General features: G+C 47.0%; 17 protein-coding genes. 2 read left to right on the forward strand and 15 right to left on the reverse strand.

Annotated elements, in window-relative coordinates; translation table 11 throughout:
• Nucleotides 1-6 precede the first annotated feature (6 nt).
• The 3 genes from AOU00_RS02190 to mtrB all read right to left on the reverse strand — a co-directional run bounded on the left by AOU00_RS02190 (nucleotide 7) and on the right by mtrB (nucleotide 1,873).
• On the reverse strand, nucleotides 7-876 hold the full coding sequence (locus AOU00_RS02190; RefSeq protein ID WP_061829216.1) for a heptaprenyl diphosphate synthase component 1: 870 nt from the start codon (nucleotides 874-876) through the stop codon (nucleotides 7-9).
• 116 nt (nucleotides 877-992) lie between these two features.
• Complete coding sequence (locus AOU00_RS02195; protein ID WP_061829217.1) at nucleotides 993-1,544, reverse strand: hypothetical protein; 552 nt, start codon at nucleotides 1,542-1,544, stop codon at nucleotides 993-995.
• 98 nt (nucleotides 1,545-1,642) lie between these two features.
• On the reverse strand, nucleotides 1,643-1,873 hold the full coding sequence (gene mtrB / locus AOU00_RS02200; RefSeq protein WP_013310730.1) for a trp RNA-binding attenuation protein MtrB: 231 nt from the start codon (nucleotides 1,871-1,873) through the stop codon (nucleotides 1,643-1,645).
• 37 nt (nucleotides 1,874-1,910) lie between these two features.
• Between mtrB and AOU00_RS02205 the strand changes: the two genes are divergently transcribed.
• Nucleotides 1,911-2,204 (forward strand): hypothetical protein, encoded by a 294-nt coding sequence (locus AOU00_RS02205; RefSeq protein WP_061829218.1) that lies wholly within the window; start codon nucleotides 1,911-1,913, stop codon nucleotides 2,202-2,204.
• Nucleotides 2,205-2,275: 71 nt separating this feature from the next.
• On the opposite strand, the gene AOU00_RS02210 is transcribed toward AOU00_RS02205, so the two are convergent.
• From AOU00_RS02210 to AOU00_RS02230, 5 genes are all read right to left on the reverse strand, one after another.
• Nucleotides 2,276-2,548, reverse strand: coding sequence for an HU family DNA-binding protein (locus AOU00_RS02210; RefSeq protein WP_013310732.1), 273 nt, complete (start codon nucleotides 2,546-2,548; stop codon nucleotides 2,276-2,278).
• A gap of 247 nt (nucleotides 2,549-2,795) precedes the next feature.
• Complete coding sequence (locus tag AOU00_RS02215) at nucleotides 2,796-3,782, reverse strand: ABC transporter permease (RefSeq protein WP_061829219.1); 987 nt, start codon at nucleotides 3,780-3,782, stop codon at nucleotides 2,796-2,798.
• A complete protein-coding gene (locus tag AOU00_RS02220; protein ID WP_061829220.1) occupies nucleotides 3,779-5,296 on the reverse strand; it encodes a sugar ABC transporter ATP-binding protein in 1,518 nt (505 codons plus the stop codon). The genes AOU00_RS02215 and AOU00_RS02220 overlap by 4 nt, the downstream gene beginning before the upstream one ends.
• Nucleotides 5,297-5,363: 67 nt before the next feature.
• The gene (locus AOU00_RS02225; protein WP_061829221.1) at nucleotides 5,364-6,479 is read right to left on the reverse strand and encodes a sugar ABC transporter substrate-binding protein; all 1,116 of its coding nucleotides are present in this window, start codon (nucleotides 6,477-6,479) and stop codon (nucleotides 5,364-5,366) included.
• A 251-nt stretch (nucleotides 6,480-6,730) separates the two neighbouring features.
• The gene (locus AOU00_RS02230) at nucleotides 6,731-7,663 is read right to left on the reverse strand and encodes a zinc-binding dehydrogenase (RefSeq protein WP_069289829.1); all 933 of its coding nucleotides are present in this window, start codon (nucleotides 7,661-7,663) and stop codon (nucleotides 6,731-6,733) included.
• Nucleotides 7,664-7,794: 131 nt separating this feature from the next.
• Here AOU00_RS02230 and AOU00_RS02235 point away from each other — a divergent pair, with 131 nt between their 5' ends.
• On the forward strand, nucleotides 7,795-8,706 hold the full coding sequence (locus tag AOU00_RS02235) for an MmyB family transcriptional regulator (protein ID WP_061829223.1): 912 nt from the start codon (nucleotides 7,795-7,797) through the stop codon (nucleotides 8,704-8,706).
• 180 nt (nucleotides 8,707-8,886) lie between these two features.
• Here the strand turns inward: AOU00_RS02235 and spoIVA are convergent, their stop codons facing one another.
• The 7 genes from spoIVA to plsY form a co-directional block, all read right to left on the reverse strand.
• A complete protein-coding gene (gene spoIVA, locus AOU00_RS02240) occupies nucleotides 8,887-10,365 on the reverse strand; it encodes a stage IV sporulation protein A (RefSeq protein WP_023989182.1) in 1,479 nt (492 codons plus the stop codon).
• 38 nt (nucleotides 10,366-10,403) lie between these two features.
• Nucleotides 10,404-10,541, reverse strand: a complete 138-nt coding sequence (locus AOU00_RS26170; RefSeq protein ID WP_013371690.1) for a hypothetical protein — start codon at nucleotides 10,539-10,541, stop codon at nucleotides 10,404-10,406.
• 245 nt (nucleotides 10,542-10,786) lie between these two features.
• Nucleotides 10,787-11,137, reverse strand: coding sequence for a 2Fe-2S iron-sulfur cluster-binding protein (locus tag AOU00_RS02245; RefSeq protein ID WP_039271045.1), 351 nt, complete (start codon nucleotides 11,135-11,137; stop codon nucleotides 10,787-10,789).
• A 39-nt stretch (nucleotides 11,138-11,176) separates the two neighbouring features.
• A complete protein-coding gene (locus AOU00_RS02250; RefSeq protein WP_061829224.1) occupies nucleotides 11,177-11,827 on the reverse strand; it encodes a hypothetical protein in 651 nt (216 codons plus the stop codon).
• A gap of 178 nt (nucleotides 11,828-12,005) precedes the next feature.
• Nucleotides 12,006-12,281: a stage VI sporulation protein F gene (locus AOU00_RS02255; RefSeq protein WP_013310741.1), complete on the reverse strand. Its 276-nt coding sequence runs from the start codon at nucleotides 12,279-12,281 to the stop codon at nucleotides 12,006-12,008.
• Nucleotides 12,282-12,447: 166 nt separating this feature from the next.
• Complete coding sequence (locus AOU00_RS02260; RefSeq protein ID WP_039271042.1) at nucleotides 12,448-13,488, reverse strand: NAD(P)H-dependent glycerol-3-phosphate dehydrogenase; 1,041 nt, start codon at nucleotides 13,486-13,488, stop codon at nucleotides 12,448-12,450.
• Nucleotides 13,481-14,089 carry a glycerol-3-phosphate 1-O-acyltransferase PlsY gene (gene plsY / locus AOU00_RS02265; RefSeq protein ID WP_039271041.1) on the reverse strand — a complete coding sequence of 203 codons (609 nt, stop codon included), beginning with the start codon at nucleotides 14,087-14,089 and terminating at the stop codon, nucleotides 13,481-13,483. The genes AOU00_RS02260 and plsY overlap by 8 nt, the downstream gene beginning before the upstream one ends.
• Nucleotides 14,090-14,099: the final 10 nt, after the last annotated feature.

Genomic DNA, 14,099 nt, shown 5'->3' on the forward strand with positions numbered 1-14,099 from the left:
GTTCACCTAACCTTCCCTCACAACTGGGTGCGGACTATTTAGCAGCTTCAGGAAAGGCTCAAGCATGCGTTCAAATTCCTCGATCCCCGTATTTTGATCATCTGACAGGATCTGTCGGATGTGTGTAACTGCCGTGCGAAGCTTGTCCAGTATCGCATCCTCGGCTTTGTATTTCAGAACCAGCTTACGCCATGCTTCAGTGTCAGTACCACTATCTGAAAGCAATGCCTGCTCGTTCCGGTCCCCGTTACCATAAATATGCCAGAACATATATCCGAAACGGGACTTGTCCGGTTCTGTCCGCTTCCCCCATTCCTCCATCAAGGTATCACAGAGGGCAAATTTGTTGAGAAGCTGCTTCCAAATTTCCTGATCCTGTTCTGCTACAAGTGAAGTGAATGATAAAAAAAGCTCCTTTTTGAAACGAACCATCTGAGTTAAATACTGAGTTGCATCCAATCGGAATTGCTTCATTCCCCAGTACAGACTCATTTTCCCTGCGTTCACTTCACATACAGCATCACTCAGCTTCGAAATGGCCGTGATGCGGCCTGCCAGTGCAAGCAGCTGATAAAAACGACTGCTAAAATAGTCCCCTGCTAACACTTTCAGCTGCCTGGAACGCATCTCCTCCGGGCTCCGTATACCGGATAAAGTATCAATCATATCATGCGTATCCAGCCCCATCTGCACAAGTGAGGTTACCAATGCGTACAGTTCGTCCTCACTGGCATGCAGCTCCTGCGCATTCCGGTTCAAAAACACAAACATCAAACGGGTACGGCTGTCAGGAAAAGCCGGCATTTCCGTATGTTGTTGAATCATGTCGTATTCCACATATTTCCTTGCTAATTGGGGTACGCGATACGGTTTCATCCTAAGCCTCCGAGACATGACTTTCTGCTATACTCAAATAATTGCAATGCCTTATATTATATCACAATTTAAAATGATTCGCGACTAAAGTACTGTAGGTCCACCGGCAGAAATATCTAATCTGTATATACACCGTTAAACCTGTTTTGCCACATGGGCGTTACTGTAATGCGGAAACGGGATTTCAATTCCTCTGGCAATTCCGCGCCTTCCCGGCTTCTCAGCTGTTCCAATGCCTCGTTCGTCCACTCGTTCCGGCGTATATCTGATGCAAGCAGCAAATGCCGTTCTCCTGACCATTCGTCCTGCGTCACCACCCGAAGCAGCAATTGCCGTACATTCGTCGTTCCATAAAAGCTAAAAGCGGCAAGCTCCGCCATGTTTTGATAAATCTCTAGTGGGGCAGTTTCTTCCTTGGACAGCTTGACATCCAGGGTCAGGACTGAATGTTCCCAGCTTGCGCTTGCAATCGGTGTGGTCAACGGCAGCTCGTTCAGCGTATCCACCAGATTGTCATCCGACAGCAACACCCGTTGCTGAGGCGAAATCGTCGCCTGTGTCTCACGAACTGCTGCGGTTCCTGAGTCCAGCACCTGTAAGGACGGCAGCAACACAGCTGCAGCGATGGTTATGAGAATGGAGCCACCGAATACAATCCAAGGTTTCATCAGAGCCTCCCCTGACCTCTACCTCATAATGTGGGTTTGCTACGGTAAAGGTCCTCACTCTCATTCTACAACAAAAAAAAGCAGGCTATGCCTGCATTTTAATCCTCCGTATCTACTACCCCGTGCTTGGTCATCACAACGGCTTTGCCGCGAATTTTAATAGCAGAAGTATGATCCGTAAATTGGACGATCAGTACCTCGCCCTTGTCCAATTTTTCTGAATGATGCAAGCGTGTATCCTGACCTCTAGTCAGACCAAAAACCTGACATCCGTTGCTTTTCGCTTTAATTACGACGTACTCACTGCTACCCGTCACGTTATCTTCCATGTCCTTTTCCTCCCTGAGAGCCGAAGCTATACTTTTTATGATGGAGAATCAAGCTAGTTTTGTCAACTACATGCTTCCCGAGCTACCTGCAACAATTAGCGTGTCCCGAGCCATACTATCCGTGCAGTCCCATCCATTAAAGAAAGGAACGGATCTGATGAAAAACTATCTTCCCGCCAATCTCAGCCCTGCCCAAATCGAACGGCTTCAACAGCTAGAGCATGAATTTGCTGAGCTAACGGGTAAACCCCTGGTGCTGATCGCTTATGCCTCGCGAAACGCCAGAACAGCTTCCTCTTCTTCAGACCATAGCACATCTACCACGAAGTAAACAGGGCAAAAAGAAAAGGCCGTGAATCAAATTCACGGTCTTTTCAGCGCATTGGGAATATGTAAGAAATCTTATTTAATTCCGTCTTTGAGCGCTTTACCCGGTTTAAATGCCGGAATTTTGCTCGCAGGGATTTCGATTTCTTCTCCTGTTTGCGGGTTACGTCCTTTACGTGCGGAACGTTCACGAACCTCAAAGTTCCCAAAACCTACCAGTTGTACTTTATCTCCGCTTTGCAGCGCTCCAGAGATCGCCTCAAATACTGCATCGATTGCTTTGGTTACGTCCTTTTTGGACAATTCAGTGCTTTCAGAAACCTGATTGATCAAATCCGTTTTATTCATAATATTCACCTCCCAATTCAAGTGTAGTCCAGCATTAAGGTTATCGGTGTTAATGACCGATATGAGGTCGCCTGTATAAAATAACCCGGGCGGCGTACTGCCTTCCATAATGTTATCATCTGTTTCCGTTTCGTCGTTAAATATACATAGAATATACCTAACCTCCGCAATATAGGCCGAAACTGGCGTTTTATGGCACCCTTCTTGCGTGGAACAAGGTTTATAGTAATACAGTCCACAGACAATTTCAAGTACGACGACGGTTTAACACGTAAAAAGTAACGGCCAGCGCAAGTACCAGCACTACTCCTTTGACAATATCATGGGCAAAATATTGCACATTCATCATCGTTAGTCCATTAACCAACACACCGATCAATACCGCACCAATAAATGTACCAATGACATTGGGTTTACCAGCACCAAAGACCGAAAAACCGACGAATACTGCAGCTACCGCCTCCATGAGCAAAGGGGAACCTGCGTCAATTTGGCCTGAGCCTACTCGCGAGGCATACAAAATTCCGGCAATCGCCGCAAATACGCCTGAAGCAACATAGGCCAGAGTACGGACTTTTTTTACCCGTATGCCCGACAGACGAGCAGCTTCCTCATTTCCACCCGTTACATACATTTGACGCCCATGCTTTGTATAGGTCAAGAAAACATGCACCGCCGCCACAGCCAGTAACAGTAAAATAACCGAAATCGGGATACCCAACCATTTACCTTGCCCCAGCAAAAGAAATGCAGGAGATATCTCCCCCGGCGCCTTGCTGCCATCGGGAAACTGCATATGATTGTATATGGTATAGCCCTGAGCGTACGTTTTGTGAATCCCGCTTACAATATACATGATTGCAAGGGTTGCAAGCAAATCAGGAATACGCAATTTAATGATCAATAATGAATTTAACAGTCCTACCAAAGCGCCGACAATCAGAGACACAATAATGACCACCGCAACAGGCTGCTCATACCAGACCATCAAAGAAGCTGAAACGACCGTTGTCAAAGATACTGTAGCTCCCACCGACAGGTCAAAACCGTCCACGATAAGGGACAACGTCACACCAATGGCAACGAAAGTCACAATGGCAATAGATCCTATAATATCCATTAAATTATCATAAGTCCAGAAATAAGGTAATGTAGATGAAAAAAACGCCAATACACCTATAATGACAACTACGGCACCGTAACGAAATGAGACGTTTAACCATTTTTCCTTCATGAATGCACCTCTTCACCGCCGCTGGCATACAACAGAAGCTGTTCCTGTTCCACTTCGCCCCGCGCAAATTCCTTTATAATTTTGCCATCATACATCACTGCAATCCGATCACCAATGCCAATCCCTTCAGCAAATTCACAGGTTAGATAGATGATTGCTTTTCCTTGCTCCGCCAACTGGCCAATGATACGGAAAATATCACTTTTTGCCCCTATATCCACACCCTTGGTTGGCTCGTCAAAAACAAATACATCCGCTCCCGAATGCAGCCATTTCCCAATCGCAACTTTTTGCTGATTCCCGCCACTCAAATATTTAACATTCTGACGGAGCGATGGCGTCTTAATACCGAGAGAGGCAACAATCCCATTACCGTTATTTCGTTCTTTACGCCGACTGATGAAACCAAGGACACTCAGCTTCCCCAATAGCGGAAGGCTGAGGTTTCTTTCTACACTCTCCTCAATTAGCACCCCCTGCTTACGCCGCTCCTCGGGTATGGACACAATTCCTTGAGCTACCGCGTCCGCTGGCTCTCTCAATCGAATGGAGCGACCCTTAAAGGTCAGCTCTCCCTTATCCGGCTTGTCTGCTCCTGTAAGAAGTCGTGACAGCTCCGTCTTGCCTGCACCAACCAGACCCACAATAGAGAGAATTTCACCACGTCGGGCCTGTAAATCAACGCCGTGCACTCGTAATCCTTTGTGAAGCCCTTTTGCTTCCAATATCGTCTCACCAATCGGTACCTCTGTTTTTGGGAATTCCTCTTCAAATGTTTTCCCAAGCATATGCGTAACGATGTCGCCTACACTTAAATCAGAGGCAGGTCCCGTGAACACGCGCTCGCCATCACGCATCACCGTAACACGGTCACTGTGTTCGATAACCTCCGGCAATCGGTGTGTGATGAGAATACATGCAACTCCCTCATCCTTGAGTGTATGGATTGTACGGAACAAACGTCGCGTTTCTTCCTCGCTGAGCGGCGCCGTAGGCTCATCAAAAATGATGGTATTGGCTTGCTGTGTCAGAATACGTGCGATAAGTACAAGTTGTTTTTCTGCCAATGTCAGTTCAGACACATATCGTCGAACGTCAATATCTACCTCTAGACGTGCTAATGCCTCACGCGCTCGTCTGCGCATAGCCCCCGGCGCAGCCCACCATCGACCATCAGGTGCAGACAAATCGTCCATTACAATGTTTTCAGCGACGGTTAACTGAGGCACAAGCGCTGAATCAACCTCCTGATACACACAGTGGATTCCCGCCCTTTTGGCCTCCCACGGTGAACTAATGTTTAGTTCCTTGCCACCAACTACGATAACTCCTTGATCGGAACGATACGCACCGGACAAAATCTTCATCAATGTGCTTTTCCCTGCCCCGTTGGCGCCCAGCAGAGCGTGAATTTCGCCACCCTGCACCGTAAAATCCACGGCTCGCAACGCATCTACACCAGCAAACTGTTTGCTGATTTTCTTCATCTCCAATGTATATACTTGTGAACTCATGGTGCCCCCTCACGCCTGCTTATGATAAAAGCGCGCCGAAGCGCGCCTTTTGCATGATGCAAACATTTTATTTGGACGTTTCATATTCCTTCATCCAATCCTTATATCCCTGCTCACTTTGACCCCATCCCTCCACATATTGGGACAGCTCGGATGTGGAAATTTGCTTATCTGGCAGCACTTCGCGTTGCACATATACAGCCTTCAATACGACTTTCTCCTCCGGATTATCCCCATGCAGCTTCTGATATGCATAGCGCACTTGTACGCGCCCGATATCTGTTGGATCAACGGCTGCCGAGGCCACCCAAGGATTTTTCGGGTCCTGGATCATTTGCAAGTCCTCGTCGCTCATGTCAATGCCGTAGACCTTAATTTCCGTACGTCCCGCTTGTTGGATCGCACGGGCTGCGCCTTTGGCAAATTCATCCCAAGCCGCCCAGACGGCTGTAATTTCGCCCTTAGGATATTGCTTTAATACAGCTTCCATTTTGGCTTGCGTATCTAATGCAGGATTCTGAGCCGAACCAAAAGTCGCGATTTCTTTAATATCCGGATTGGATTTCAAAAATGCATCATAAGCAACCTGACGACGTTCCATCGGTGCAAATCCAGCAACCCATACTTTCACAATGTTACCTTTGCCGCCGATATCCTTTTTCATTTGCTCCAGCGTCAACTCAGCCATGCTTTGGTCATCCTGTGAGAGCACTAGGGCACCCGGAACATTGACGGCAGCATCGAACACGATAACCGGAATATTGCGGGAAATTGCTTTTTTCAGCCCTGTCTCCAGCAATGCATCACCGTGATCAGTCAAAATGACATCAAACTGCTGGTTAATCGCACTATCAAGCAGAGAAGCCATTTTAGCCTTATCGTTATCTGCCACAAACTTAGTCAGCGTACCGCCAAATTTCTTAACTTCCTCTTCCACGCCTTGAACATACTGTTGCGAAAATGTGCCCGTGTTAAACTCCATGATCAACGCAACCCGTTTACCCTTTAGATTTAAATTGTCCGTTTTTCCGTTTGTTGTATTCGATCCCGCAGTGCTTGTCCCTTGAGTGCCGCTCTCTGTTTTCGGCACGCCGCATGCAGTGACCAGCAAAACCAGCACCAGTAGCATGATAGCCCCTAGCCCTAGCTTTTTGTTTCTTTGGAGCTCTTTTTGGATATTCATGATTTCATTTCCCCCTCGTTCAATCCACAAAATGATTCAAATTTGATACTTAATATATCGCTTTAAACCAAGTATGTAAATAGGTTTTATGAAATATAGAAAAATTTCCGGTTTTAAAGCCAAAACACAACAAACAACCGCCCCCCGATTGAATACCGGAAAACGGTTGCTGCTTAAATTTGAAATCAAGGCGGATCCTAGTCCGAAGATACAATTCTGTTTGTTTATTTTAAATATGAGAAAGCTCACATCTAATTTATTTGGAGCACTGCTTTACCGGAGAACCTCCGATCTATCAGTTGTTGGGCAATAGTTCCAATTTCCTTCCAGGATGTCTCCACTTCGATCCTTGGTACTAACTGGCCTTTGGAAACAAATTCACCTAATAATTTCAGATCTTCCGCCGGCGAATAGCGATTTATCTCCTCTCCTAAAAAGAAGCTATACAAGGTTCTACCACCTAAGCCCCTGATATTAATCGTTGCGTAAGGTGAGGACGAATGTCCCATGGATACACATATTCCGTCTGGCACAAGCTGAGTCAGTAAGGCAGCTAGCGTATCACCACCTACTGAATCTATAATTAGATGATAAGGTCCAAATGCATCAACCGATGGAATCGCGGTATCTCCAACAATAACCTCATTAGCACCAGCCTCTTGAACAAGTAAGGCTTTTTCCGTTGTTCTGGCAACACCTACTGTAAAAGCTCCAGATTGCGCGGCTAGCTGATGTGCAAAAATTCCAACTCCGCCAGTCGAGCCAGTAATCAACATTCGCTTACCGAGCAGCATTCCTCCTTTTCTAAGCGTATAGAGCGCTGACAGACCAGCTACTGGTAAAGTAGCCGCCTGGGCAAAGGTAATATCATCGGGAAATTCAGCCAGTAATGAAGTAGGAGCAGCAACCTGTTCGGCCCATGCTCCCATCAAGAGAAGGCCTACGACACGGCTTCCCTGTTTCGGACCCGTGCCATCTTTAGCCTGCTCAACGACGATCCCAGAAAAATCCCAGCCTGGTCTGATCTGTCCTCCATTATTTCTTGCATCTACAACTTCACCCCGATTAAGAGAGAAGGCTTGTACTTGAACGATCGCTTCCCAAGGCTGGGCCTGTGGGGCGGCAACTTCCTTTATCGCAAAATATCCTGAAGCAAACGGATCTGTTACAATTGCACGAACCATATGATCTCCTCCATGTTTGTCATTGAGAACCCTTTGTAAATAGCTCCCCTTTTTCACAATGTAGTATACTGTAGGGAATCATGTGTACCAAGTGTAGAACTACACCTCATTATGAAAAGGATTGAAAAGAGATGACCATGCACAAGGATGAGGACTTCCAGCACAAAACATTAAAAATCGTATTGGGAGAGATTGAAGCTGTTCGTATGAAACGCCAGCGGGAATATACCGAGCAATCTCACCCGTTATTGAAACGATTTACTCAGCAGGAGCTTAATGATGAGGCCTGTCCTACATATAAAAATCTATTGGTTGGACGGTCTCGTCGAATACCGGATCGGCAAACGATGATCCATATTGCTGAGTATCTGGAGTGCACTTCAGATGAGCGCAACGATCTTCTCCTCGCCGCCGATTATCTTCCGATCCATTACGAATTGGAAGGACGGTCTCTGGAGCTGGCGCTGGAGCAAGCGCAGCAGATCATGAGTAATCTGCCTTTTCCGGCAATGATCGTCACTCATACCTTAGATATTAAGGGGTTAAATGAGCCGTTTCGCCAGTTATTTGATATCCCCTATGATTCTTTTATGAATGGCAAGCTGAATAAAGTTGATTTTCATTTTAACTCCGATTTTTCCATTCGGCCCCGTTCCACCTTCGATACTGAGTCGTTCGAACAATGGGAGTCTCATGCTATTTATGGGATACAAGCTTTTAGAAGGAATAACATGTTTTCCCGATACGACCATGGGTATAAAAAGTTAATTGACAGATTTCGAAAATACGACGACCTCAATAAATATTGGAATATGCAGCCAAAGGACTCAGCAAATGAAGTTGAGCAATCCAAAATCATTTTGGCCAGAATGGGAACCATGGCCGATTTTGTCCCTATTCGTTACAAGCAAATTCATCTTTCTGTAAGCAGCCACATGTATCCTGGAATTGAAGTGTACTTACCAATAGACGAACCTGCACGCAGAGTATTTGAATATTTGGGGTGTCCTGCAGAATGTCAGAACTTCGCGTTTAATGAATAGCCAGTCAATGAGAAACGAAAGCTCAATAAAAATAGAGGTAGTCTAGGACTTTATTTTCTCGTCCATGGCTACCCCTGTCTGGTTTTGGAGGTCAGTCTAATATTTTGTTTTCTGCGAACCGTAGAGAGCAAATTGCTCTCCACGGTATTTCTCTTAAAGATTTTTTGGTGTGGCTTAGCCTTAAAGAATAATAGCAATGAGACCGCCGGAGCCTTCATTAATGATACGACCCAGCGTTTCCTGCAGCTTATAGCGTGCATTGTCCGGCATCATGGCGATTTTACCCTGAATGCCTTCCCGTACAATAGAATGCAGCGAACGTCCGAAAATGTCTGACTCCCAAATTTTGATTGGGTCATTCTCAAAATCCTGCATCAGATAGCGCATAAGCTCCTCACTTTGCTTCTCTGTTCCGATAATCGGAGCAAATTCCGATTCCACATCGACACGAATCATGTGTATGGAAGGTGCTGTTGCCTTGAGCCGCACACCAAACCTTGTACCCTGACGAATCAACTGTGGATCGTCTAGTGCCATCTCGGACAACGACGGCGCGGCAATACCATATCCCGTTGTCTTGACCATTTCCAGCGCCTCAGCGAAGCGGTCGTACTCCCGTTTGGCATGGGCAAAATCCTGCATCATTTGTAGCAAATGATCCTTGCCGCGAATCTCTACCCCGACGACTTCGACCAAAATCTGGTCGTACAGCTCATCGGGAGCATACAGATCAATTTCAGCTACGCCCTGCCCCATATTCATCCCGCTCAACCCGGCCCTGTCGATGAATTCATATTCCATAAACTGGCCAACCACTCGATCTACATCACGTAGGCGTCGAATATCTTTAACCGTATCGCGAACGGAATTTTCATAATTGCTACGCAGCCAGTGCTCTTCGTTCAGTACCATGACCCAGCTCGGCAGGTTTACATTCACCTCATGCACCGGAAATTCATACAATACTTCACGAAGTACGCCTGTAACATCATCTTCCGTCATAGTCGCCGCGCTGAGTGTCATGACGGGTATATCATACTTGGCAGCCAGCTCACTGCGAAGCTGGAGTGTTTCATCACTGCGCGGATGCGTGGAGTTGATAACCAAAACAAATGGTTTGCCAACTTCCTTCAACTCCTCAATGACGCGTTCCTCCGACTCTACATAAGAGCTGCGCGGGATTTCCGCAATCGTGCCGTCTGTAGTGACTACCACACCGAGCGTCGAATGCTCCTGAATAACCTTGCGTGTACCAATTTCTGCCGCTTCCTGAAAAGGAATAGGTTCTTCGAACCATGGTGTGGAGATCATCCTCGGACCATTTTCATCCTCGTAACCTTTTGCTCCTTCTACTGCATATCCTACACAGTCAACCAGACGTACATTCACATCCAGTCCTTCCGTTACTTTGATCTGGACGGCATTATTCGGTACGAATTTAGGCTCCGTCGTCATGATCGTCTTGCCTGCCGCACTTTGCGGCAACTCGTCTACGGCGCGGGCACGGTCCGCCTCACTTGTAATGTTTGGCAGAACAATCGTCTCCATAAACCGCTTGATAAACGTTGATTTTCCTGTTCGGACTGCGCCAACGACCCCAAGATAAATGTCTCCTCCGGTGCGTTCGGCAATGTCTTTAAAAATGTCCACTTTCTCCAATGAAATCCCCTCCTCAAAAGTCTCCGAAGGAAAAATGCTTAAAGAGCATCCGCTTCGTGTTCAACCAACTGCTTGATCCCAGATGCGGCAGAACAGCCTTTAAAATGCCCGGAAGTCGTCCGCCGCCGAGATTCAGGAGACTGATGGAATCGGCGAAACGGCGTAAACTCGTACATGCATTTGGACTGATACCATCATATGTATCCCCTCCGTAAAATATGTTTAGTTTTTTGAAAAATAGATTACGACAGAGCGATCATTGCAGAAACGATATTTTACGTTTGGGTCCACTCACCTAATATATGCGGGGCAAGGCTCTCCCATGACTTTGTCGCTAGACTAAATAAAAAAAGGATGTTTCTCCTGACTGTTTAGAGTCGTCGGAAACCATCCTTTTTTTATTCTCCTGACATAATCGGCATTACCACAGTTCATCATCCATCGCCTGACGCTCCAGTTGCCGCCTGATAGCCGCCTTGAGCTTATCCTCCGGTATGGTTACCTCCATATCGCCTTGGACACGGGCCTGGCAGGATAAGCGTATTCCTTCATCCAGTAAAGGTCCCAGCTTCCGCTGCTCTGCATCGCTGGGTTGACCTGCGAATTCAGCCCATTCTGGAGATATTTGTACCTTACACATCAGACAGGCTGCTTTTCCGTCACAACGAGTGGGAATATATACACCCGCTTTACGAGCAGCCTGAAGCAATGACGTACCCTGACCGACCTGTACGCGCCTGCCTGACGGCTTGAACGTAATCTGCACATTCATGGATGGTCCTCCCGTCGTCTTTCTCCTAATACACACAGCTTATACTTCATTGCCCTTCTGGATGACAGAGTGCAACTCTGGCCAAGGCAGAAGTTCTGCAAGCTTGTCCAATTGCTCCTCATTCCAAATATTACTGACTAGTAACTGCTTCAGTACAATTATATGACGTCGCGGGTCGCGCTTCATGACATCGGCAATCGCTTTGTACCGGTCGGGTCGATTTCGCAATATATTGAATAAAAGTTCATGACTGAGCGGCATCAGACGCAGTGAAGCACTCCCCAGCTCAAGCTGAACACCAGTCGACCAAAGTAGTCGCTCGATCTCTAAGCGGTATAACGCTCCGCCACATAATACCTCAAATCCTCCCACCAACTCGACTGGAAATCCCTCCAGATCATAGTGGCTCAGCAATGAAACGTAAGAGCCGCTACGGTCAACCTGCTGTCGATCTATACTCATACCCAGGGGGTGTGAATGAAGCTGCTTTGCGGCATGAATATCCGCATAAATATCAATGTCCCGAGGCAGGCGATCCAGTTCAACTTCTTGCACAAGTAGTGAACAGCTCCCGCCCAGCATCCACGGAACCGACACTGTTGACCAGCTCTCAGCCAAACTACTCAGCGCAACTGCCAGATTGTGAGGAAGCCTGTCTACTAACACTGATGATATTGCCTCCTTCAACATTATTGCCTCCTTTTCCGTCTTTCCTTCCGTTTCCTGATGGGCATCATTATAACATGTTCGACAGGGCAGTTCGATATTTTGTGTACTGAAAAAGAGGTTACCTACTCCAAAATACAAAAAAAACCGCGAACCTTCCCGGTTCACGGTGAATAATACTAACTGGCGTGCGGCCAGCGGTCTATTTTTTCATCATCATTTTCATCAACGCTTCCATATTGGAAGGATTCATTCCGCTCTTTTTGACGGCACCAACAATATCCCTTACTGTATCTTCCGACACCGGAATGTTGGCCATCGCAGACACCTGCTTGATAAGCTGACGCAGTTGCGCTTCGCTTTGAAGCGTGTCCGCCTTTACCGTGCCTGCCAGCTTTTTCACTGCATTTTCGGATATGTTTTTGCCGCCTTTTTTGTTAATGGCCTTCAATGCATCTTTCGGAAAGTTTTTATTCACAATCTCCCCTCCTCCGCCATTGCTCAACTCAGTCTATGAGTGGCGGAGACAAAAGGTGATTAAGCGTACATAAGACATGCCAAACGCCTAACTAAAAAAGGCTATCTCATTATAGAAAAAATCTACCATGAGACAGCCTTTATATTATTAAAGCTCATCCGAGCCCTTAAGAATGCCATTGCTCCCAAGTTTGAAGTGGCATGACTTCCATCTCAGTCTTAGGATCGCGACCCATCAGCGCCTCAACGGCCTTACGGACGTCACGTCCTTCAAACAGTACTCCATACAGCACCTCTGTAATAGGCATCTGAACACCTAATTTTTGAGAGATGGCGTATGCCGCTTTTGTCGTTCGAATACCTTCTACGACCATGCCCATAGATTCCAGCACAGCATCAAGCTGTTGGCCCTGTCCCAACAGTGACCCTGCACGCCAGTTGCGACTGTGACGACTCGTTGCAGTGACCACTAGATCACCAATACCAGCCAGGCCGGCAAAGGTTAGTGGGTTAGCGCCCATCTCAACTCCGGCACGGGTAATTTCAGCCAATCCACGGGTCAATAAAGCCGCTTTGGCATTATCACCGAAACCAAGTCCATCTGACATTCCCGCACCCAATGCGATAATGTTTTTTAGCGCCCCGGACAGTTCCACGCCGAGCAAATCACGGTTTGTATAGACGCGGAAATAGGAGTTCATGAACAGCCCCTGTGCGGCTTGCGCAGCCTTCTCATTGGAGGAAGCTACAACGACCGTTGTAGGACATTTCCTCACCACTTCTTCCGCATGACTCGGACCAGACAGCACAGCAATATCACCCTCAGCGACTTCCAGTTCTTCCGAGATCACCGTGGACATACGTTTAAGCGTTTCAGTTTCAAAACCTTTAATGGCATGCACTACCAGCATATCCTTGCTAAAATGAGCTTTCAGACTACGTGCTACCTGACGAGCAGCAGCCGAAGGAGATACGATAATCACTGCTTTAGCACCAGATACCGCAGTCTGCATATCAGTTGTAGCTGAAATGCGGTCAGACAAAATGGAGCCTGGTAAATAATGCTCATTCGTATGCTTCTCATTGATTTCAGCTGCTTGCTGCTCGTTTCTCGTCCAGACAGAGACATCGTTGTTATTGGCCGCAAGAACGGAAGCCAGGGCTGTCCCCCAACTCCCCGCGACCAGCACAGCTATTTTCTCAGACAAGACGATCTCCTCCTTTGGAGCCAAGCTTGTTCTCATTCCCACGTACCAGCTTGACTATGTTGGTACGGTGTCTCCACACAGCGAACAGACAAATGATTAGAGCCGTCCAGAATAACGGCCATGCATAACCAAGAACGAGTAATATCCAGGGAGTCAAAATGACAAATATGAGCGATCCCAAGGATACGTAACGCGTCATTACGATTGCAAGTATCGCAATGATTCCGGCATATAGTGCGGGCAGTAAGGCAAGCGATGCCAATACACCAATAGCAGTCGCAATACCTTTTCCTCCACGGAAGTGAAAATATATCGGCCAGTTATGGCCCGCAATCGCTGCAATGCCGCACAAACCCGATACCCAGGATGATTCTCCACCTAACCAGTGCCCTATTAGCACTGCAATAACCCCTTTAAGTACGTCCAGCAGCAGTACCAGAATAGCTGGGCCTTTTCCAAGCACACGCAGCGTATTCGTCGCACCGGCATTGCCGCTTCCATGCTGGCGAATGTCGATTCCTTTTAATTTTCCATACAGCAAACTAAAGCTGACAGAGCCAAGCAAGTAACTGAGTACGATGGCAACGATTTGTAAAATCAACCTATTCGCT

This window comes from Paenibacillus polymyxa (assembly GCF_001719045.1).
GTDB classification, from domain to species: Bacteria; Bacillota; Bacilli; order Paenibacillales; family Paenibacillaceae; genus Paenibacillus; species Paenibacillus polymyxa_B.

Coding starts and splice junctions, on each gene's coding strand:
- AOU00_RS02225 (WP_061829221.1), bottom strand. CDS start 6,479: ATGAATATCCAAAAAGAGCTCCAAAGAAACAAAAAGCTAGGGCTAGGG.
- AOU00_RS02205 (WP_061829218.1), top strand. CDS start 1,911: ATGATGGAGAATCAAGCTAGTTTTGTCAACTACATGCTTCCCGAGCTA.
- AOU00_RS02235 (WP_061829223.1), top strand. CDS start 7,795: ATGACCATGCACAAGGATGAGGACTTCCAGCACAAAACATTAAAAATC.
- mtrB (WP_013310730.1), bottom strand. CDS start 1,873: ATGGAAGATAACGTGACGGGTAGCAGTGAGTACGTCGTAATTAAAGCG.
- AOU00_RS02250 (WP_061829224.1), bottom strand. CDS start 11,827: ATGTTGAAGGAGGCAATATCATCAGTGTTAGTAGACAGGCTTCCTCAC.
- AOU00_RS02245 (WP_039271045.1), bottom strand. CDS start 11,137: ATGAATGTGCAGATTACGTTCAAGCCGTCAGGCAGGCGCGTACAGGTC.
- AOU00_RS02220 (WP_061829220.1), bottom strand. CDS start 5,296: ATGAGTTCACAAGTATATACATTGGAGATGAAGAAAATCAGCAAACAG.
- AOU00_RS02210 (WP_013310732.1), bottom strand. CDS start 2,548: ATGAATAAAACGGATTTGATCAATCAGGTTTCTGAAAGCACTGAATTG.
- AOU00_RS02230 (WP_069289829.1), bottom strand. CDS start 7,663: ATGGTTCGTGCAATTGTAACAGATCCGTTTGCTTCAGGATATTTTGCG.
- AOU00_RS26170 (WP_013371690.1), bottom strand. CDS start 10,541: ATGTACGAGTTTACGCCGTTTCGCCGATTCCATCAGTCTCCTGAATCT.
- AOU00_RS02195 (WP_061829217.1), bottom strand. CDS start 1,544: ATGAAACCTTGGATTGTATTCGGTGGCTCCATTCTCATAACCATCGCT.
- AOU00_RS02215 (WP_061829219.1), bottom strand. CDS start 3,782: ATGAAGGAAAAATGGTTAAACGTCTCATTTCGTTACGGTGCCGTAGTT.
- AOU00_RS02190 (WP_061829216.1), bottom strand. CDS start 876: ATGAAACCGTATCGCGTACCCCAATTAGCAAGGAAATATGTGGAATAC.